This window comes from Paenibacillus plantarum, from assembly GCF_013141695.1.
GTDB lineage: Bacteria > Bacillota > Bacilli > Paenibacillales > NBRC-103111 > Paenibacillus_E > Paenibacillus_E plantarum.
Window position 1 is genome coordinate 111819 of sequence record NZ_WHNY01000009.1, and the last position, 22338, is coordinate 134156.

The window sequence follows — 22338 nt, forward strand, 5'->3', positions numbered from 1 at the left end:
CCATTTATAGAGGTATTGCACTTAGAATAAAAAGTGGACGTCTCTTAGTGTTGTAGATGTAATAATAATCTTAAATATGACTAAGCGGTGTCTGTCCATGAGCGATTCAAGGCAACGATATAATCAAACTTTTAAACATGAAGCTGTAAAGTATGTGCAAGAGCAAACGAAATCTTTAGAGCATATTGCGGAAGAGTTAAACATTAGTCCTGGTTCCCTTCGAAACTGGTTGGGGGAAAAACCGGGAGTTTAATCATGAACCTGTGAACAAAGTGGAAACTCTCCGCGAACAGTCGCAGCTTATTGACGACCAGAAACGGGAAATCGTTCTAAAAAAGCGTAAGCCTTATGTGGCTGTTGACAAAAAGGGTTGAGGATGTTGTCCTCAACCCTTTTTTGTATGTACGCCCAGCATGGGCGTCATCTCTAGGGTGAAAGTCCCGAACGGGGGCTGGCGAACGCCTACCGTTAGCCAAGAGCAAGGGTGTCCATTGTGAGATGGAATCTGAAGGAAGCTGGAGGCAAATGCACGAGCCAAGGTACACGAACTGGGTTAGAGGCAGGGTTAGTCGGATGAGTCACCATAGCATGACGAAATCCGAAGTCGCCAAAGGCTAACTTTGTAAACCCCAGTGGTTGCGGGCAGAAAGATGACGTTCTTATCTGGGGAGGCCTGTGGAAAAAAATGCGAAGTAACTTCGTAACCGCAACTGAGAAGTTGCGCTGAATCCGCAGGAGTCAGCAGAAGTCATAGTACGTAAGTTGTTGCAACAGCTTGCGGAAGGACTGAACCGAAAGGAGAGAGGAAAACGATGCGTTCGTATGAAGAGCAAAGACAGCAGAAAATCTCGCAAGAGAGCTCACGGCAAAGAGAAGCGGTGAAGCCGTTAGGGTATGTCGGAGTGCCGAGTTCTTCGTCGGCACAAGTCGTCCCTTCCCCTCGCGAAGATCATGACGACCTACTGGAGCGAATGCTCGAAGGGGACAACCTTCGGCTTGCCTACAAGCGAGTGGTACAAAACGGAGGAGCACCTGGTGTGGACAATATAACGGTAGCCGAGCTACAAGCTTATTTGAAAACACACTGGGAATTGGTTAGATCCGAACTCTTCGTGGGAACTTACAAACCGTCGCCAGTCAAACGGGTGGAAATCCCCAAACCCGGAGGCGGTGTGCGGCTACTCGGTATTCCGACCGTAATGGATCGCTTCCTCCAGCAGGCACTTCTACAAGTGATGAATCCCGTCTTCGACGCACATTTCTCGTGGTACAGCTACGGTTTTCGTCAAGGGAAACGAGCGCACGACGCGGTGAAGCAAGCACAGCGCTACATCCAAAACGGCTTAAGATGGGTCGTAGATATGGATTTGGCCAAGTTCTTTGACCGAGTAAACCACGACATGCTCATGGCAAGAATAGCGCGAAAAGTAGCAGATAAGCGTGTACTGCTATTAATACGAGCTTACTTAAACGCTGGAGTTATGGCAAATGGTGCACTAGAGAGAACGCAAGAAGGCACACCTCAAGGTGGTCCATTGAGTCCACTCCTAGCGAACATACTATTGGATGATCTGGACAAAGAACTGACCAAACGAGGATTGCGATTCGTTCGTTATGCGGACGATTGTGCGCCACGAATGCATGGCGCGTAAGAGAGCCAAAGCAATGCTGAACAAAAGATGAAGGCGGGCCCTTCGAAGCCGATGTACAGGCGGAGGCTTCAAACTACCTTAAGCTGCTGCGGTCAAAAGCCGTGGTGGTGAGCGTTAAGGAAAAGGCAGAGCCAGACTCTGTCAGGTGAGTGTTACGGAGACGAACATAAGTCAATTGCTATTAAAATGTCGAAAGAGTAGGGATGTCATCAAAACCAGGAGGGAGTCGTTGGCCTGGGATGAGTCTAGAGGAAACCTGTTTACTGTCTAGATGGTGACCGGCATAAAGGCATCGTGAACGTAACATAGGCTTTTGTTCGGAACGTGGGAACCTACGACTCCGATGCTAATGGAAAAATCCAAGCGGAAATCCCGCAAGGATGAAAGTACAGATGCGGAGTATAGGGGCGGAATAGCCCGTAGTAGCGATGAACCCACTGAAAAGGTGGCGGAGCCAAGGGGTTGTGTTATCCAGTTTTGAAAATACGTCAACCGCGAAAGTGGGAGGAACAAATGAACAAAACAAAGTCGTATGAAATTTCAAAGCACACCGTATGGGAAGCTTATGAGCGAGTCAAAGCGAATAAGGGAGCAGCGGGAGTCGATGAAGAGTCGATTCAAAAGTTTGAGGAAAACCTGAAAGCTAACCTCTTTAAAATCTGGAACAGAATGTCCTCGGGAAGTTACTTTCCCCCACCAGTTAAGGCGGTAGAGATACCGAAGAAGAGCGGCGGGGTGAGGATATTGGGGATTCCAACCGTCTCAGATCGTATCGCGCAAATGACAGCTAAACTGATCTTTGAGCCGATGGTGGAACCTATATTTCACAACGACTCTTATGGATACAGAGCGGGGAAATCCGCGATAGATGCGGTTCGAGTAACAAGAACCAGATGTTGGAGAAATGACTGGGTGTTGGAATTTGACATTAAAGGTCTTTTTGACAACATCGACCATGGGTTGCTTATGAAGGCAGTAAGAAAACATACAGACTGTGCGTGGATCATTCTCTACATCGAAAGATGGCTAAGAGCTCCGTTCCAAATGAAGAATGGAGACATCGTAGAACGAAACTCGGGCACGCCGCAGGCGGGGTCATCAGTCCAGTACTTGCGAATCTGTTCATGCACTATACTTTCGATAAATGGATGGGAATACAACATCCCCATAATCCGTGGGCAAGATACGCGGATGATGCAGTGATCCACTGTCGTACGAAAGAAGAAGCTGAACGACTGCTTGAGCAACACAGAAATAGGTTCAACACGTGCAAACTCGAACTGCATCCGGATAAAACACGAATTGTGTATTGCAAGGATGATGACCGAAAAGAGGAGCATTCCGAAATTAAGTTCGACTTTCTGGGGTATACCTTTCGGCCAAGACGATCGAAGAATCGGTTTGGAAAACTCTTCATCAACTTTACGCCAGCAGTGAGTAACAAGGCATGCAAAGCGATGAGGCAGACGATTAGAGGATGGCGGATGCATTTGAAGCCGGACGTGGCCATTGATGACCTATCGCGGATGTTCAATGCCTCAATTAGAGGGTGGATCAACTATTATGGACAATTCTGCAAGTCGCAATTATATCCCGTTTTACGCCATATGAACGAGGCACTCATCCATTGGTCAAGAAGGAAATACAAGAAACTGGAGAGGCACAAGACGCGGGCGACAAATTGGATGGGGCGACTGGCAAAGAATCTTATTTGCTCACTGGCAGATAGGAATACTGCCTACGACTGGATAATGGGAGCCGGATGAGCTGAGAGGTTCACGTCCGGTTCTGAGAGGGCCTGAGGGTGCGATTCCCTCGGGCTACTTACCGTAACATCTTCGTCGCAAGTCTACGAGCAGGTCAGCGCGTCATGGAGTCGGTTACTTGCTTTGTGGAAGGAAAGTTAAAACTAAAGGTGAATCGAGAGAAAAGTGCGGTAGATAGACCATGGAAACGAAAGTTTCTTGGCTTTAGCTTTCTGAGTGATAAGAAAGCAACGATTCGAATCGCCTCACAGACCCTTTCACGATTTAAAGAGAAGGTTCGGGAACTGACGAATCGCACGCGTTCGATGTCTATGGAAAACCGCATCATGCAACTGAACCGCTACCTCATTGGTTGGATAGGCTATTTTAAACTGGCTTCGGCAAAGAACCACTGTGGAAAATTTGATCAATGGATTCGTCGAAGACTGCGAATGTGTTTGTGGAAGCAGTGGAAACGGGTTCGCACCCGAATCCGTGAACTTCGAGCACTCGGAGTGCCAGAATGGGCTTGTTTCGTCATGTCCAATTCAAGAAGAGGCGCATGGGAAATGTCTCGAAACATAAATAATGCCCTTCCTACTTCCTATTGGGAAGCGAAAGGGCTGAAAAGTTTACTTTCACGTTACTTGGAACTTTGTTAACCATTCGGAACCGCCGTATGCGGACCCGCATGTACGGTGGTGTGAGAGGTCAGGGGCTAGCCGCCCCTATCTACTCGATTATCGAGTTTTAGTCTGGTGTAAAAGACCTTTTCATTCCTCACGCTCTCACTTTGATCATTCGTTTTATATTCAGGGCCAACGCCGAAACGAGGCATTGTTCCGTAGCGTTACGGATGCCTCGTTTATGAGTATTGCTTAGGTTATGAGATTGTTTCATAATTCCGAAAGTACCTTCGCACTAGATGCTCCGAAAACGCATGAGGTACCTATACTCGTATGTCTTACCCGTTCCTTATTGCGTTCTGTGGCTTCATGGAAAGTGCACGTCAGTCTAACGACATGAAAATACCTATTTAGAACCTTGATAAATCAAGGTTTTTTCTGTTTGGTGTGCCCAGTGGCACGCATTATCTAGTTGGTGAAGGTCCAACCAAGGGAGAGACCAAGCCACCCTTGTAGCTAGGATGCCTGAGTATGGCAAATCTGTGCGTAAAAGCGCACTGACAAAAGGACTTGTCAGAGACAGGGAGAGCAAAATACCAGGCCGTAAATCAAGTGAATCCTGTCGCATCGTTAAAAAGGCCTCGCAAGAGGCAGCCGAGTCTCGCAGAAATAGACGAAGGCCATGGAAGCTATGTAGAACTTGGAACAATAGCGAAGAACCCTCCGGTGTATAGGTATCGGCATGGTATGAAAGATAATGTAGTGAACTGGGGAGACCCTCTCTTGCACGATTTTTTTTAGAAACCGTACGGCACAAACATATGCGCATAATCGTTGTTGGATTTTGGTGGAGGATTGACTCTTCACTAATTATAACAGATTGTTAGAAAATCGATGGCTGCCGATTTACTGAGAAGCCTCGTTACGCTCCTTCAAAGCATAAGGACATCTCGCGAATGCTCGCTCATTCGCAGAATTTCACGTGTTGTCTTAAATAGGAGTTTAAATCAGTGGATAGTGTAGGCTAGGCAGTTCCGTTTGAGTGCATGCGGGAACAGAAGGTGTTGAACGATTTACAACATCTTCCAAGAAATAGTTATGCTGTACGCCTCTCTCCACAAGTTCCTTGAGGATTCACTCTCTCAAATCTCGACGGATCTCTGCCCTCCAGCATAAGATGCTCATTGTGCACTCAAGACTGTTTGCGGAAACGCTGCAGGTCTTGATGGAAGGTAGAACTGGACACACATCTGGATTACGAGAAGCACGACGTCCGAACGAGAAAACGATGAACAAACGAGACGGGAAGTCCAAAAGACCATCATCAGCGAATACAGAAAGCATGAAATTGTGGTTCACCAGGATCATCAGGGAGAATTTAAACCTATCGTGGTGACGTATCATCAATCAAGCGTAACTCAAAACATAGCCATGCACGAGAGACATACATGAGATTTATAGGACAGCACATTGGTGCGGCGGCCGCGAAGAGGGCTTACTGAGTTCATATATGATTCAACAAAAGACCAGTTTTGTTGTAAGTTGTTAATAAAACGTTTGTTTGATACAATGTAATTAGTAGATTTTAGTAATTTCAAGGGTTTATTCTGGGGGAAGCAGTTGTTATTTCCTGGAGAATTTGGTGGGCAGTAAAACGAAAACAACCGCTGGGTCAAGCTGACCCAGCTTGTGCCCTGGGCTTATGTGGAGAAGAAGTATGCCAATCGTTTCGCAACTCCTTCCGTGGTCAGAAGGCCGTCTCCATTCACATAGCTCTAGGGTCTCTTATTATCCAGGAACGCCTGCAGCTCTCGGATCGGGATACAGTCGAACAGATCGCGGAAAACCGTATTTGCAGTATTTCATTGGTCTTTCCAGGTTCCAACTCGACCCGCCCTCCCATCCCTCGCTTATTACGTCATTTCCGAAATCTACTCAGAAAATTATGGATAGAAGTCAATAGATCCTCGCAATCGTAGGAACATGACGATGACGGAAATGAACCAAAGTCAAACTCCAATGGAATACGGAAGCGCTCGATCTGTTGTGAATGAAGCTCGCGAAAAGCTTGAAGGGATAACCGATACGCTGCATGCACCTGTTATGGGTCAAGCGAAGAAACCAAGAACTTATCGCAAGAAGGCTCTGCTCGCAATGCCTATTTGGCCATTTCCAAACCGCGTCGCGCGGGAGTCAAGTGAAACGCAAAGCGGTCGATCAACAACTGCATTATGTGAGACAAAATCTACGAATCAAGAAACAATCGTTAACAGAGCTCATCCTAAAACAGTATCGTGATCTCCTCGTGATTCAGGAGTTGTACTGGCAGCAACGGCAGATGTACGAGCGCAATAACCACCCAATTGAATAAAGCATTGAATAATATCAGTAATCAAATTGAAAGAAGTGCTGGCGGATCTTGCTTACATCGTCAGCAAAAGACTCGAATCATAAATTAGACGTGCGTAGCCTGGATACAAGACAGACGAAGCTTGAAAAGTGATCTTTACACAATTATCATATAATAGGTTATTTTGCATAATGATATTAAATATGAGCCTATATAGAAGGGGGATAACCTTTTGAAGAAATTGTTGAGTATTAAAATGCCATTTATATATAGTTATAAAGAATATGCATTACCTTTGGCAATTATGTCACAGAGTGAATCTTGTTTTCCCTGGATTCTTAGTAACTTCTTACAATTGTATATAAGGATGAAATATCCGACTGACGTGCATTGGCTCGATTTTTATCTTGTAAACCGTTTCTTCTACCACCCGAACAACCCTTTTTTAGAAATTGAGAAGGTACGTTATTCCACTGTTACAAATGCTGATAGGCAAAATGAATTCATCATAAATAGTATAAAATGTAATAAATATGTTTATTTAGCATGCGATGAATATTACTTAAAACATCGTTCAAGTTATATGAAGATACATAGTTGGAGTCAATTATTAATATATGGATACGACATGGAAAAAGAAACATACAATATTTTAGATTACACCAATGGTAAACTTAGTACAATAACATGCTCTTTTTCTGAAATCATTATTCATACTAACAGTTATGTGAATATATGGTTATTGGAATTTAATGATGCAAATTATGACCTAGACTTGAATCTGGTAATTCAATTACTGGAGGATTATATTGAATCCTATGAGTCATTCAAAAGGATAAATTTTTTGCCTAAACCCAATTATAGTTCAGTATTTGGACAGAGAATTTATGATTATCTAGTTGAATATTATCAAAGCCATTATGAGAGTGATCAAAATTATTATAACATATTACCGTTGCAAATATTATTGGAACATAAAAAATGTTTACATAATTTAATGAATTATATTGAGGATAAGAATATCCATACTTTTAGTTCCAATTTACACAAAGAGTTAACAGAAGTTTTAAATAAGGCCACAATAATAAGGAACTTATATATCAAATATTTGGTGGACAAGAAAAATAGACATTTGAGAGAAGTAATTGCCAATATTCAAGAACTAAGAAAATTAGAGTACGATGTGTTGCTTAAGTTTCTTAGAGAATTAAAAAAAATAGACCTCGAAATAAAAAGTCTCTTAGGACAGTCAGTAACTTGATTTTTGCGAATCCTTAACCTGAGTAGTAAAAATGGACTGACTTGTGGCATTATCCGCAAGTCAGTGTAAGTATCTATAACGGGTAGTTGATTCTATGGGGAAAACCATTGAGTCTAATATGTCAATACAAAAGTTTAAAAAATTATTGCCGTCAATTAACTTCGAAAAAATGATTCTTGACGTAATAATGTTAGAGAAATCGAATCGTTTTAAAGTTAAATCCTTTTAGGGATAGGTATTTAGCAATAGAGACCAGTTGGATCTTATGTTCCAGTAAATGGTAAGGAATTACATTGATTTTTGTATTTTCATTAAGTATTTCTAATGATTCAAATAATCTCTTGTAAATGTCGAGTCCAAAATAAAATTCTCCTATAGGTTGGAAATCATTAGAGAACTTACCAAATAAATTTTCGGAATTCAAATATTCTTGAAGTTGTTTAATAATTAAACTTGGATCTAATTAAAAATCCATTGATCTAGAAGTAATTAATTAAATATAATCAACCATGGTCAAAGCTGTTTCTAGCATTTTGATAAAGCTTTTTCAAATTCGACAAAAGATAGAGTTGTATTCTCAAATATAAATTTATCAGTAAAACCAGAAATATATAATTTCTTTTCAGAAAGATTAGTTACATCGGGTTCAATAACATTGCTCAAGTTCCCATTTAAAACACTGGGAATATTTGCTTCCAATCAAGATCTTGTCAATTGTAGTAAGTCATTATTAACATGATTTTATAAGAGGAAAAAAGACAAGAATAGATACCTTAAATGATCCTCGTCAAGTGTCTCATAGCTAAAACCAGCTAATAGTTTGTCAACATTTTTCTCTTAAATTTACTATGAAATGGAAGTATACTAAAATTAACGAATTTCTGAAGGGTTTGCTCTTGTCGATGAAGACTTGTCCATCACTTTTTCCTTTTGAAATATCCAGGCCAATAACTGGATTCATAACGCACTCTCTCTATTTAAAATTGCCGGTACCCCTAAGTACTGCTCGCAGTTCTACAACTCGCTTGTTATGCGAGATCTATCGTCTCAACCAGCTTAAACATGGTTTCTACAAGTAGGGGCGATCAGTTTTAGCGATGGGTTACAGACCCAGGGGAACTACCGATCTGCCCCGGCTACCGAGAAATACACCACTAAAATGAAAAGAGGTCAACCAGTAAAAAATGGTTGACCTCATAATACGATAGGTATCTAGCTGAGACATCTCAGAATTGAAGTATTGTGACACAGAAGCCTAAGAAGCTTCGCAAGCAGATTTGTAAATTGTAAACACATGCTGTAAAAACTGTAATAAAGATCCTGAAACATTAGTGTTCATAAATTAAAACAAATTTACGCGATATATTTATCATGTACACTTGAAAAAAATAAACAATTAAATATGTTAATTCCTCTGAGCTTAACTCTAGAAAAGAAAAAAGGTACTCATAATCTGAACATTTTTTCAAAGGTTCAGATTCTAGGCACCTTTTTTTAGTCCAATTTGACGTTCTCAACCTAGAAGTGCGCATCACTTTGCCCTTGGCAAAACGTCGAAGGTAAGCAGCTGCGTTCTATTGCTAAGCGTGTAAAGTTGTCGCTGGAGACGAAGACAAATCAGTCATATGTACCCACATTTTAATTATGTCTGCAATAATATTATTGCAACTATTATGATTGGTGAAAGAACGGGGTTAGGGTCGCTCTTGTAAAAAAGTTTCTAACAGAAGGTGATTTTATTAAAAATGTCACAAAGATTTAAAACTGGATTCTTATCTGGAATTGCTAAAATCAACTAGCATATTTTGAAATTTTACGTAATCTTTACCATAAAAAAGAACGTAAACCCGATACATTGATTTTGAACCCTCGGTCTCTGTTTTGGCAAAAGTATAAATCAAGAATTTATTCCGATCATCAGGTTCTAATAAATTCGTGAGTTCACTTAATATTTCTTTGAAACCTAGAGAATAAGACTTATCAAATTTACGATACATTGAGTGTATATATGGGTAGCTATTAATTAACCTATTTACTACAGGTAGTAAATAGGTAACCTGAGTAAGTCTCGCGTTAATTTCGATAATCGGATAAATGAATCCCTCTCTATCAATAATGGAGTCGATTCCACAAATTCCACGATATCCACGTTCCTGTAAGATTTCTCCTAATCTAACTAACTCCTGACTGTACTGATGAATTACTAATGAATGAAAGTCAGGTGTATAATTTGTGCCTTCATACACTCCATTCAAATCAATCTTTTGCTCAGTAACAGCAATCACTTCAACTTTGTTTTCAGCTACCCATAATTGACCATTAATGCATCTGGCGTCACAGTACCAACCTTCAATTAGTAATTCAAAAGTTGTGCTACGTCGTTGAATAAACTTCAAAAAGGTATTGAAACCTTCGGTGTTCTCAATAATTCTTAGACCTTTTCCTGAAGAACCGAAGGGAATCTTAATAACACACTTCCTAAAGCCCGATTCACATAACTTATGATAGGCTGACTGAAGTTCATTAATATTATAACAGAAATATCCTTTTGTAATGTTGAAACCATACTCTTCAGCCAAACGCCGCGTAGTAAATTTATTGTTTATAGACTTGACAAGTTCGGGACTGCCTCCGAGTATTTTTAGTTCCCGAATCCATCCGTTCTCAATATAAGATTCCTCACTAAAGATATAAGGTATTAAAAGCGAGTTATCATGTTGCAACTTGGATAGTGTTTCTGAGCGAAACTGCATAACTATTTGAGGTAATTGGATGCCCCATGATTGTAAATATTGCAGATAATCATAATCCAATGTGTAATTCATCAGAACGATATCATGGGGCTCTGCGATAAAAAGTTGCTGCTGTTCCTGTTGTTTCACAAGCTCTAATTGTAACTTGTCTGTCATACTAGGGAAAACCTGGCTGGTATTCCAAAGTTGTTCTTGATTGATATTAAAATACCAGATAGCTATTCTACTATCTTCAATCATCAATTTTCTTGGATTCCTCATGATAATTTGTTCAGTTTCTTGAGAGTAATCTCTGTAATTTTATTTAACGAACTAAAATTTTCAAATAATAGCTCTTTATCATCAAACATAATGTCAAACCTCTCTTCTATTTCAACAATAAGTGAAATGGTTTTAAGGGAGTCTAACCCAATTGTCTGGAGATCGTCAGAATCCCAATTCCAATCGCCTTGGAATTTAGTAATTGCTACCACATATTGAAGTATAACTGCCTTGATTTCATTAATTTCCATTACGGTCATTTAGAATACCTCTATAATTCATTTTTCTGTATTGAGTGGGTGAGTAATGGAAATATCTTTTATACAGATCACCGAATTGCGAACATGAAATGTATCCTAACTGATTAGCAATGTCTCCAATGCTCATCATGGTATCTTGGAGCAACTCTTGTGCTTTTTGCATTTTAATAGTTTGCAAATGTTTAATGGGCGATATACCAAATACTTTGGTATAGGTATTGCTTAAATAAACAGGATTACATTGGATGAGAGATGCAATGTCATGGAGTGTAAGTGGCAAGTAATAGTATGTTCTGATATAACGATTGACAATGATTAATCTAGTATCTATTGGACCTAGCAAAGCTTTTTTGGGAGTTAAAGGTGGTTTAAGATGTGTGAGTTTACTAGTATGCCACTCGTTGAATTGCTCTTCGAGGCATTTTATTAATAATTCAATTTCATTACCTTTATTTAAATTAGTTACTGTTTGTAAGAGTAGATCATCAATTAAAGTTGAGGTAATCTTGAGCGGTGTACTAGGTCCATTTAATTTAATATCTGTATGAAACTTGATTCCTCTCACATGTGTGTATCCTATACTGGAATTCATAATTACTAATAAACCTCTAGTCAACAGGATACCGCTCGTTAGAGAGTACTGTTTGCTCTTTCCCCACTGGATAGTTAGTTCCCTTGATGACTGCAAATAAAGACACTCGTTCTTCTCGCAATTCCAAATACTAGTGTGAGATGGAGCTATGTATTCTTGCAAAAGTGAAGCAAACGTAAACATTGGTTCCTCCTAGCATTAGCATTAATATCAATCTTATATTACCTTTGTTTTCCAAGTCAATATGTGGAACGTATAGTATTTTAAGTTGCTAAATGTAATCCTATATATGAATTACCCACATTTACATATATTATCTAATTGTTTAGAAAAGATTGAGCTGCTTTGAACTGTGTGTTAAGTTGTTAAGTAACTATTTCCATATTGTAAGTCAAGAAGTATCAAAAATAATATAATATACTTTGGCTCCCCTACCTTTTCCAATTTGTGTCTTTGGAAATTGATGTAAAATTAGCTCCAAGAAAAAGGTTAAACTAATGCAATATGTATTTGGCGTTGTATAGGGACAACGATGAGTTCAAATTTTTTAGAATAAAATAGAATCCCACGTACGTATCCAAACCCTCGTTAAGCATCTATGTTAATTAACAACAAGTTAGGAACCTCTTTAATAATGTATTTACTTCTTTTTAAATATCTTTTTAAAAGTATCTATTAATATAGTTTTTGATGATTTATTAATTCATACGATTAGTTTTATATTTAGGTTTTAGTTGCGCAAGAGACTCCTTTATTATTTAAATGTTTCGTTAGTTACACTAATATAGGAGATGGAGGGATGGATTGGTATGTTATTTTGATAGGCGACTTTGCACCATCTCATCAACATCGATTTTTAATTACTTTAGCGAGTTAATGATTTTTAGTTAAGGGTGTGGGTTAGTGAGGAAAGATGAATTGATTCCCGGAATAGATATTACAAAATTATCGGAGTTAAAAGTTAGATATTTTATTTTTAAGATTTTAACTTGGTTTTTGATATTACTAACTGGTTGGTGGCTAATCGCTACAACCAATTTATTTCTAATGCTGTTAGGATATTTTTTGGTTGGAGCAATGTTTGTGCATGGAGTTGAACTACAACACCAATGTTTGCATAATACAGGATTGAAAAAAAAAAAATTAAATCGTATATTGGGCTTTATATTAGGGTTACCGATGTTTGTCTCATTTTCAGATTATAAATACCACCATATAAGGCATCATCGGTTGCTCGGTACACCAGAAAACAAAGAGTTTTTTAACTATGGTGGATCCGATAAAATAATGGTTGGTTTTTTATATAAGATACTTATGATTGGCCATTATATTCAAACTTTTAAATCAATACTTGATTCTTGTACTAATAAAATTAAAGAAAGATATCCTGAAAATGTTGGAAGAAAAGTGCAAAAGGAGTATCTGTTGTTTCTAGCTATTTTATTTGGAGCTCATGCTATTTCAATTATTTTTAACAATAGCCTATTGATTCATTATTGGTTTTTTCCACTTTTGTTTGCCGTTCCTCTTCATGCTTTGGTTGAATTACCTGAGCATGAAGGTTGTATAACTCATAATCCTGATGTGCTTGTTAACACTAGAACTATAAAATCAAATAAATTCGTTACTTGGTTTACAAATTCAAATAATTACCATGTAGAACATCATTTGTTGCCAAGTGTACCAATGGAAAATTTAGAAGAAGTGCACAATCTAATTCAGGGTAAAGAACAATATCTAAACATCACATATCGGGAGTTTTATTATGAATATTTTAAAGAGTTAATACGCAACAGTTTTGAGATAAAGAGTGAAAGGAAATGAAAAAGTATGCATGAGGTTAACCGGCTTTTGGATAACTTCTTTTGCGCTTTTGGAAGCGCAGCGACTAAGGAGTGTAAGCCTCCAGTATACCGCGAGAATGAGTTTGGAGGGCATGAAGCCAAAACCTGGAACAAGCGGCTAAACCATGTTGGTAGAAGATCGACAACTATGCTAAAGAAGAGAACTTCCAATACCAATATTAAGTCTATTCTTGTCGTAAATATATGGAGTAATTGGTTTCCATTGTCATTTTTATGTGTTATTCTTCAGGCGTAATGAAAGTTCCATCTACAAATGGAAAAAAGTCCGTTTAAGGATCAAGTGATTTGACTTATGGCGCATAATCCATGAATAAAAAAATCAAGGTAAAACCAATCGCTGCTTCGGTACGTTGGTGTAGTCTAGAGGTCATAATTTATTCTTAGTAGTGTATATTTTATATATAGATGAATGGGCGAAGCTATGTTCTATTGTTTAATTAAATAAGCACAAGTTAAAGTCCAGTAACTTCTGAAGTTGCCGGACTTTATTATTGCAGTTGTTTATTATTTCGAGTTTTTTTTGGGGAGGCATTGGCAACATACCAAAGTAAATACAATCAGCAACGCGCTAATTTCTTCTTAAGTTTTGGTATTCTACATTTGTCTGATTTTTTGTGATTTTATTATCTTCCGAATGCAATTTTTCTGGCATGTACAGTTGTTGGAAGTTGCAGTTTCATGTTTATTTTTTCAATTGGTAAAAAAAGGAGTAAAGAATATAACGATGTAATCTTTAGCCCAGAGATAAAATCCATTGTACATTACTTCCAAATGGTAGAGATGAAGGATATGCTTTTCGATTATCAAAACTTTCGACAGAAGGCGTTATTCATAAAATTTTATGAGTAAATATTATCTCAAGTTTCAATAACAACCTTAGACATGAACGAATCATGAATTACAAAAGTTAGATATTTAATTAATAATTATGGGGTGAATAGGCGATGAAGCAAAAAGGTTATGAGTTAAGTAACATTGGAGATATAAGCAGTGCCGAGGTCTTCGAGTTGCATAGGAGATATCTTAATTCTGGATATGTCAAAATGATGGACTTAATGGATTATGGACGCGTATTTTACAAAGCAGATGGATGCATATTGGAAGATAAAGAGGGCCGTGAATACCTAGATATGATGGGTGGGTATGGCTCACTAAATCTAGGACATAATCATCCAGCCATTCTTCAAAGCTTAAATGAACTTATCGGTAAACCAAATTTGGTCCATAACAGCCTTAGTCCATATGCAGCAGTACTAGCATCTAATTTAGCTGAGTTAACTAACGGAGAATTAACAAGAACTTTTTTGTGCAGTAGTGGAAGCGAGGCGGTAGAAGCAGCACTAAAACTTGCTAGAGCTGCAACAGGTAAAAGTATTTTTATTTATTGCAAGGATGCGTTTCATGGGAAATCTTTAGGTGCATTATCTGTTTCAGGTCGAGATCATTATAAAACTCTTTTCCAACCTTTAATCTCAAACTGTGTAGAGGTTCCATTTGGGGATATTGATTCTCTAGAGGAACTACTACAACATGAGGATGCAGCTGCTTTTATCTTAGAACCAATTCAAGGTGAAGGTGGCGTTAATCTACCTCAAGATGGATATCTACAGAAGGTAAGAGATCTTTGTACAAAATACCAGACTTTACTCATTTTAGATGAAGTTCAAACTGGAATGGGAAGAACAGGGCGTATGTTCGCATATGAGCATGAAGGAATTGTACCCGATATCCTTTGTTTGGCTAAGTCATTGGGTGGTGGGATTATGCCTATCGGCGCTTGCATTACAAGCAACTCTACTCATGAACGTGCTTATGGTGAGATGGAGAAATGTTTACTACACTCAGCCACTTTTGGTGGTAATTCATATGCATGTGCTGCTGCTATTGCTACGATTGAAACACTTGTAAAAGAAGGCATACCTAAAGAAGTAGAAATAAAAGGATTTTATTTAATAAACCGTCTGAACCAACTTAAGACAAAGTACAGCTCAATTAAAGATGTTCGTGGAAAAGGGTTGCTAATAGGTCTGGAATTCCATCGTGATCCTTCAAGAAGAATTGGCCAAAACATATCAAACAATAGTCTACAGCATTTAATTAATGGTAACTATGCTTTGCTAGTGACTGTATTGATGCTAAATCGGTATGGTATTTTGACTGGATATTCTCCAAGCAATCCAGATTTAATCCGAATTGAACCTCCATTGACCATTTCTTACAATCAGATGGATTGCTTTGTAGATACCCTTGAGCAAATCATGGAAGGATATATACATGGATAACATAAAAAAGCAGCCATTAGTAAACTCAAGTAAAGGGGGTTTAAATAAAAGTTATAGATTAGAGCAATTGCATATCGCTTTAAAGAACAATACTGTAAATTATTTGGAGTTTTATGGTCGAAACAATACATATCTAAGAAAAACGTATGCTGAAGTGTATCTTGATGTGCATAGAACAATATCATTGTTAAAAAGCATGAAACTACAACCTAGAGACCGTGTTGGTATTCTTGGAGCTAACTCATATGAATATGTAATTGCAGATCTCGCAGTGGTGATGGGAGGATATGTTTCAGTGCCTTTTCCGGACAAATATTTCCTTTATCAAATAGGGAATTTACATGAGGAATATGAACTGAAGCTATTGTTTGTGGACTCACATAATTGGCATCAGATTAATAACGAAGCAAAATGTGCATTAGAAAAACTCATGCAAATTATTGATCGGCAATCATCAGATGAAAATAACATTCACATACCTGATGGTGAAGATATTTTTATGATTAACTTTACCTCTGGTACAACTGGTTTTCCTAAAGGTATTGAAATTCGTAGCAAGTGCTTGGAAGAATGGGTATCCGTTATCGCTGAAAGGTTTCCATTTACTAGCGAAGACAAATTAATAAACTTTCTGCCACTGCATATATCTAATGCACGTTTTCTTATTTATGCGGCAATTTTGCTTCCCTTTAACTTGACAGTAACATTGTCTGACCAATTAATGAAAGTGTTACAGGAGTCAAGACCGACGATTTTGCAAGGAGTTCCTTATTTGTTTGAAACTGTTTATGGAAACGTAATGAGAACAATTGAGTCTTCCCCGTTACGACATGTGGCATTTCGTGCATTTAGAATGTCAAAAAGGTGGTTGCCTCCCAAGATGCTTTCGAAATTGCAATCTCGAATGTTTAGGCAAGCATTGCAATTTTGGGGAGGCCGGATGCGTCTGCTTGTGACTGGGTCGGCTCCTATTAGTACAAAGGTTTTGGATTTATTTGAAGATATGGGACTAAACATATACGAGTCGTACGGAATTAATGAAATAGGGCTTGTGTCTATTAATAGCCCAGGTCGTTATCGTTTCGGTACTGTAGGCCAACCTTTCTCAACTAAGCAAGTCGTTATAGGAGATAACCAAGAAATTTTAGTTCGAAGTGATTACAGTTGGGGTACATCTTACTTAAACAAGTCAGAAGTAATAAATGCAGAAATCTTTAAATCAGATGGTTTTATCTCAACAGGAGATATGGGGTATCTAGATGATGATGGGTATCTACATGTCATAGGTCGTATTAAAGAATTACTTGTACTAGCAACTGGTGAGAAGGTTCATCCGAATTTAATCGAAGAGATGCTGAGAGTATCAACATCCATTAAACAGGTGGTTGCTATTGGGGATGGTAAACATTTTATAAGTTGTATATTGGTCCTAGCAGAAAGAAGTCTAAAGGAAACAGAAATCCATGGCATTATATCTCATGCTAATAAGCGGTTACCAGAAGCATTGCGTATTCGAGGTTATGTATTGGCAAAAGAACCATTTACGATTGAAAATGGGTTATTGAATTCAACTCTAAAGATTAATAGGAACAAGGTATTTGAGGCATACCGCCGAGATATCGATGAATTATATGAGGAGGGATGACATGCAGAATACAGAAGATGTGGTCATTCAAATTGTGAAAAGTGTTGTTTTTAAATTGTACAAGGAAAAAGTGACTTTAAGTTCAGAGTTACGTGAGGATCTAGGAATTGACTCTATAAAAATGATTGCTATTGCTGCGGAACTAAAAGAAGAGGGTTATGATGTAATATCTCATATTTCTGATAGCGGTAATTCTTACGCTGCAGTAGAAACAGTGCAAGATATTGTAGATTTTATTAAAGAAATACAATAACTAACCTATAGAAATGAGGGCGATCGATGTTTGATAAAGAGCGCTATGAAAATGATAAGCATAACTTAAAAACTGTGTTAAATATGTATCAAAAAAATCATTTATTCCATGATCCCACACCTATGACGGTTTCATTCCTGGTTACGGAACGTTGCAATTTGAGTTGTAAACATTGTTTCAATCATCGAGTACGTCACACTGAATATGAGATACCTAAAGATGAATTAACAATTGATGAAATTCAAAAAATGTCTAATTCCATGGGCAATTTTTCTACTGCTTTATTGTGTGGAGGGGAACCGTTTTTGCGTGATGATTTACATGAGATCGTCCATTTATTTCGAGTAAACAATAATACACAATATTTATCAAGTAGTACAAACGGTCAGTATACCGAAAAAATTTTAGACCAGATGGAACGTATAAGTAAACCTTTTAAAAACAAAATTTATACGATGAACTTTTCTCTAGAGGGCTTCGAGGCAGAGAATGATGCAATTCGTGGTAAAGGGTCATTCAAGAAGGCTATTGAGACATGGCACGAATGTCGCAAGTTAAATAAAATTTACGGAAATATTAAACAAAATATTGTCAGCACGATGAATGTAATGAATCAAGAAACATTACCAGACTTTTTTGAATGGGCATTTGAAACATTAAAGCCAGATAAAATCATGCTACTTTTAGTTAGACAATCGCCACGGGCAGGTGAAAAGTTAAAAGGAGTTAAACCTGAAAATTACGAACGAGCACGTCTATTGCTAAACCGTCGAATTTATGAAGGTACAAACGGTGATCCAAATAACCCGCTTTCTTATATTCCTTCTGCTCAATACCATTATGTTACAAAATCTATGCAAAGCAATAAGAGATCATTTATGTGTTACGCTGGTAAGCACGGAGCCTTTATTGATTATGATGGAGAAGTGAATGTTTGTGAAGTGATGAATGACAGACGAGTAAATGATGATGCACTATCTCTTGGTAATTTAAGAGATTATGATATGAATTTCATGGAGCTTTGGAACAGTCCGCAAGCGATGAAAATAAAACAAGCTGTTAACCGTCACAAGGTATGTGAAAATTGTACACATGAAACTGAAGGAATACTGCCTTCCGTATATTTTGAACCTAACTTTTTTGGTTTAGAAAGCATGCAGCGTGAGATCTGGGATAAATAACGATAGGAGGTTGATCCGGTGAACGTTGGAATTCTATCGGCTGCTACTGGAAATGGACACATTAGTGTTGCCAAAGCAATTATGAGTAAACTCGAAGAAAAAGGAGCTATCGTTTTCCTTAGGGAGAATTTCTTTGAGGAGTTAATGTTCAGCAATAAAATAATGAGCAACTACTACAACTTTCTACTTCAATCTTCGACGGAATTGTGTAGCAAGTTTAGTGAACACTCGTATATGAGCCGACCCGATTTATCTGAGGATTTCTACAGGGGGACCTATGACTCGATTGTCAGTTTCCTTCAAGAACGCAAGTATGATGTTTTAATCTCTACTTCTCACACTATCAACCACGCTATGCTGCGTGTAATAAACGAGTTGAAAATGAAGGATGCAATTTCCTATAATATTGTCGTTACGGACCCTTTTTATCCTGTTTCAGTTGGGTTTGATGCTTTAGGAGCCGATCATTTTTTCTGCACTGGCAAGCGTGTCTATAACTTCCTTTGTAAACGAGGGATTGATAAAGACATCATTACAAATATAGCGTATCCTGTTCATCCTCGTTTTCTACGGGAATTTACAGTCGAGGAAATTAATAGTATTCGTGAGCGGATAGGATTGAAGCAAAATATTCCTATTGTACTCATTAATAGCGGTTCACAGGGAGCCTACCATTATATTCAATTTTTAAAAAACCTTTTGCAGGAATTTACTGGAGTTCAGGTTCTTTTTATTAGCGGTAAAAATGAAACATTGTACTCAATGGCAAGCAGGGTAGCCGAAACTGCTGGTGATAGAGTGAAGGTTGTCGGCTATACTGATCAAATGGATGAATTTATTCAAATGGCAGATGTTGTTGTAACAAAGCCTGGGGCAAATGCATTTTTTGAGTGTGTTTATGCACGCAAACCGATGCTAATCGATGCGATTAACGGCTTTCTCTTTCAAGAGAAGGGAGTTGGCGAATGGTTGGAATTATATAAAGCAGGTGTCATAGTGAATAACCTTCAAGAGTTTTCTACAAAGTTATCAGAGGTACTAACTAATTGGAATTATGAGCATATTACTGAAGGTCTGCATACAGATATGCCTGGAGGGGCAGAGGCCATCGCTGATAGCATTTGGAAGCGTTTCGTTTCATCCAATGAAAGTGTAAGTGCTCAATGATTATTGATATGCATGTTCATCTAGCCGATTATCGTATTTATCCAGATTATTGGGTAGAGGGTATAAAAAGTTCCATCGCTGAATCAATTTTACTTAATAGTGGTATAAATGTTAGTAGTGAATTTTTGAATAAGTTAGTGGCAAGAAACCTAAATGATATGGATTGTTCAAGAATGATTCAGCGACTTGATGATTCTGGTATTGATCAAGCAAACATTCTCTTGGCGGACTTTGGGTTTGAACGAGATGATATGGAATATTCAATAGACGAATTATATCATATTCATTTTGAGGCACTTTGCCGTTATCCAGACCGTTTACGCGTCTTTGCCGGCATTGACCCACGGAGGGGGAAAGAAGGTTTAAAGCTTTTTCAAAAGGGTATTGAGGATTATGGCTTTAGTGGTCTAAAACTATATCCTCCATGTGGATTTGATCTTGATGATAGGCAGTTGTATCCATTCTATGAAATATGCGACGCACTTTCCCTCCCGGTTTTGACGCATATCGGACCATCGTTACCTTCTATGAGAAGTGAGTTCCGTTACCCGTGCGCAGTTCTTGACATTACTTCACAATTTAAACAAATGCCTTTTATTTTGGGGCATGCAGCACTCGTATACTTTGAACAAAGTAAGTTTTTACCTTTAAAAAGAGATAACATTTATTTGGAAGTTTCGGGATTTCAAACTCTCATACAGAGTGAACCGAGGCTTCCCAAATGGGTGCAAGAGTTAATGCAAAGCTGTGAGGATCGAATACTCTTTGGGACTGATTGGCCGTTATTTAATAATTCGAAGGAAGCTGTTCAGTACTTTCAGCAAATGGATGGGCTATCAGAGAGTCAAAAAGACAAGTTTTTTAGCGGTAACGCGCTCTCAATATTTAACCAGAGAAAGATTCCTTTATAAAAGATAGTCATATCCAGACGTATATCCATTAATTAAAGTAAGTAACAGATGGAAGAAATATTTAATAATACAATTAAGGAGTGAATCCTATGTTCATCACCGAAGTTATTGGTAAGATTTGGGAACCTATTTCTAAAGAATATGATGAAATATATCGAAATGTAGTGACACTGTCCGATGATGAATTATACAATATTGTTGCAGCGCGTCTTGAAAGTGCAGATAATTTACTACATAGCTCTCGTGAAATAAATATGACAAGGTTGCTTACATCAGCGTGTCCTCACCAACATTCGAAGGGTACTTTCGCAGGATGTAGTATGTGCGACTATACTTCCCACCATATTGACATGCTACCAATAGTCACCTTGCTTAAGGAGAGAAGACCAGACCTGTATGCACAAGCAATGAGACTTAGTTTTGAGCATGCTAGAGGGAAGAACCCAAAACCTGCTACAGTAGAATTAATTACAGGACATGATTGTTTAAATCCTGAAGAAATTCCGGACGAGGCTTTTAATGAGTTATTTAAGGAAAGCTTGTTTAGCAGAAGACCTTACAAGACGATATTTGAAACAAGAATCAATAGTATTACTCGTGACAGAATCATTAAATGGAAAGAGAAAATGGGGAAAAAGGTGTCAGTAGAAGTTGGAATCGAAGTCATGAATGACTGGGTTCGAAACCATTGGATTAATAAAAATTTAAAAGGTGAAAAAATAGTAGAGGCAATTGGTATCATACACGAGACAGGATGTGAGGTGAGCGCCAATGTACTTATCGGAATTCCTGGCTTAACAGAAGAGATGTCACTGCTATTATTTAAAGAATCCTTTTACCAACTTTGTGAACTTGGTGCAGACCATATTCTTTGCTCACCGTTATGTCGTAAAGAAATGACTCTTCAGGGATATTTACACCGCAGGTTGAAAAATAATGAAAGATTGGATTCACTAGGAATTGTAAAAGGTGAGGAGACTGGTATACCGTCAATATTTACAGTAGCAGAGTCCATTCGACAAATTTGTAATGAAAGACCTGAATTTATACCACAATTTGTAATGAGTCCATTTAATTTTCCTGTTTATATCATGCAAATTCGTAAGCTTTACGAGCAAAATGATGAAATGACTAATTGTATTAATATATTTGAAAATGCGATCAAACAATTTTCTGCGGAAAAAGATGTAATAGCCTATAACGAAAATTTTAAACGTCTGACTAACACTAAAAGCTATGAAGAATATGTTACATTAATAGTTAAACAGCAACAAGTCGGTTCATTACGGCAGTTGCTAAATATTCTTGGAGAGGAAATCGCTAAGGATCTATGGCCTGAAGAATGGGAGAGGAAGTTGGCGACTCTCAATCGGGAATTACGGCAACTCCCAGAAGAGAACATTCTGTTTGTTTAGCCATTTGAATACGCATCAACTCCCGTGCTAAAGTGCAAACAATTCTTCAGAAGAAGAACATATGAATTCGCGTTGCAAAGTAATCAATGTTGTCCAGATTCGGTTTATTTGCGAAATCG

The 22338-nt window shown here is 38.1% G+C and carries 15 protein-coding genes and 4 pseudogenes; 15 read left to right on the forward strand and 4 right to left on the reverse strand.

The window, feature by feature from the left end; translation table 11 throughout:
• The first annotated feature begins 97 nt into the window (after positions 1-97).
• From GC096_RS39485 to GC096_RS04200, 5 genes and pseudogenes are all read left to right on the forward strand, one after another.
• Positions 98-253, forward strand: coding sequence for a transposase (locus GC096_RS39485; protein ID WP_171629047.1), 156 nt, complete (start codon positions 98-100; stop codon positions 251-253).
• A gap of 559 nt (positions 254-812) precedes the next feature.
• Positions 813-1628, forward strand: a pseudogene (gene ltrA / locus GC096_RS04190) (group II intron reverse transcriptase/maturase); the annotation flags it as partial.
• Between the two features lie 693 nt (positions 1629-2321).
• A pseudogene (locus GC096_RS39490) lies at positions 2322-2579 on the forward strand (group II intron reverse transcriptase/maturase); the annotation flags it as partial.
• Positions 2580-2674: 95 nt separating this feature from the next.
• Positions 2675-3418: a reverse transcriptase domain-containing protein gene (locus GC096_RS39495; protein ID WP_376769470.1), complete on the forward strand. Its 744-nt coding sequence runs from the start codon at positions 2675-2677 to the stop codon at positions 3416-3418.
• Between the two features lie 65 nt (positions 3419-3483).
• Positions 3484-4059 (forward strand): annotated as a pseudogene (locus GC096_RS04200) (group II intron maturase-specific domain-containing protein); the annotation flags it as partial.
• Positions 4060-4177: 118 nt separating this feature from the next.
• Here GC096_RS04200 and GC096_RS39500 read toward each other — a convergent pair.
• A pseudogene (locus tag GC096_RS39500) lies at positions 4178-4306 on the reverse strand (hypothetical protein); the annotation flags it as partial.
• Positions 4307-6012: 1706 nt separating this feature from the next.
• Here GC096_RS39500 and GC096_RS04215 point away from each other — a divergent pair.
• Positions 6013-6321, forward strand: coding sequence for a hypothetical protein (locus GC096_RS04215; RefSeq protein ID WP_171629048.1), 309 nt, complete (start codon positions 6013-6015; stop codon positions 6319-6321).
• Positions 6322-6605: 284 nt separating this feature from the next.
• Positions 6606-7634: a BtrH N-terminal domain-containing protein gene (locus GC096_RS04220; protein ID WP_171629049.1), complete on the forward strand. Its 1029-nt coding sequence runs from the start codon at positions 6606-6608 to the stop codon at positions 7632-7634.
• 1772 nt (positions 7635-9406) lie between these two features.
• Here the strand turns inward: GC096_RS04220 and GC096_RS04225 are convergent.
• Genes GC096_RS04225 through GC096_RS04235 form a run of 3 tightly spaced genes read right to left on the reverse strand, consistent with a single transcriptional unit; the run spans position 9407 to position 11473 of the window.
• Positions 9407-10627, reverse strand: coding sequence for an ATP-grasp domain-containing protein (locus tag GC096_RS04225; RefSeq protein ID WP_246302565.1), 1221 nt, complete (start codon positions 10625-10627; stop codon positions 9407-9409).
• 17 nt (positions 10628-10644) lie between these two features.
• On the reverse strand, positions 10645-10908 hold the full coding sequence (locus GC096_RS04230; RefSeq protein WP_171629051.1) for a phosphopantetheine-binding protein: 264 nt from the start codon (positions 10906-10908) through the stop codon (positions 10645-10647).
• Positions 10889-11473, reverse strand: coding sequence for a helix-turn-helix transcriptional regulator (locus tag GC096_RS04235; protein WP_171629052.1), 585 nt, complete (start codon positions 11471-11473; stop codon positions 10889-10891). Before GC096_RS04235 ends, GC096_RS04230 begins: the two co-directional genes overlap by 20 nt.
• 930 nt (positions 11474-12403) lie before the next feature.
• Between GC096_RS04235 and GC096_RS04240 the strand changes: the two genes are divergently transcribed.
• From GC096_RS04240 to GC096_RS04275, 8 genes are all read left to right on the forward strand, one after another.
• On the forward strand, positions 12404-13324 hold the full coding sequence (locus GC096_RS04240) for a fatty acid desaturase family protein (protein ID WP_171629053.1): 921 nt from the start codon (positions 12404-12406) through the stop codon (positions 13322-13324).
• A gap of 985 nt (positions 13325-14309) precedes the next feature.
• Complete coding sequence (locus GC096_RS04245) at positions 14310-15647, forward strand: aspartate aminotransferase family protein (RefSeq protein WP_171629054.1); 1338 nt, start codon at positions 14310-14312, stop codon at positions 15645-15647.
• Positions 15640-17292: an AMP-binding protein gene (locus GC096_RS04250; protein ID WP_171629055.1), complete on the forward strand. Its 1653-nt coding sequence runs from the start codon at positions 15640-15642 to the stop codon at positions 17290-17292. The genes GC096_RS04245 and GC096_RS04250 overlap by 8 nt, the downstream gene beginning before the upstream one ends.
• A gap of 1 nt (position 17293) precedes the next feature.
• Positions 17294-17545, forward strand: coding sequence for an acyl carrier protein (locus tag GC096_RS04255; protein ID WP_171629056.1), 252 nt, complete (start codon positions 17294-17296; stop codon positions 17543-17545).
• A 26-nt stretch (positions 17546-17571) separates the two neighbouring features.
• Positions 17572-18726, forward strand: a complete 1155-nt coding sequence (locus tag GC096_RS04260; protein ID WP_171629057.1) for a radical SAM protein — start codon at positions 17572-17574, stop codon at positions 18724-18726.
• 18 nt (positions 18727-18744) lie between these two features.
• A complete protein-coding gene (locus GC096_RS39295) occupies positions 18745-19893 on the forward strand; it encodes a glycosyltransferase (RefSeq protein WP_171629058.1) in 1149 nt (382 codons plus the stop codon).
• Positions 19890-20804: an amidohydrolase family protein gene (locus GC096_RS04270; RefSeq protein ID WP_171629059.1), complete on the forward strand. Its 915-nt coding sequence runs from the start codon at positions 19890-19892 to the stop codon at positions 20802-20804. Before GC096_RS39295 ends, GC096_RS04270 begins: the two co-directional genes overlap by 4 nt.
• Before the next feature lie 89 nt (positions 20805-20893).
• Positions 20894-22219 carry a radical SAM protein gene (locus tag GC096_RS04275; protein ID WP_171629060.1) on the forward strand — a complete coding sequence of 442 codons (1326 nt, stop codon included), beginning with the start codon at positions 20894-20896 and terminating at the stop codon, positions 22217-22219.
• The last annotated feature ends 119 nt before the right edge of the window (positions 22220-22338 follow it).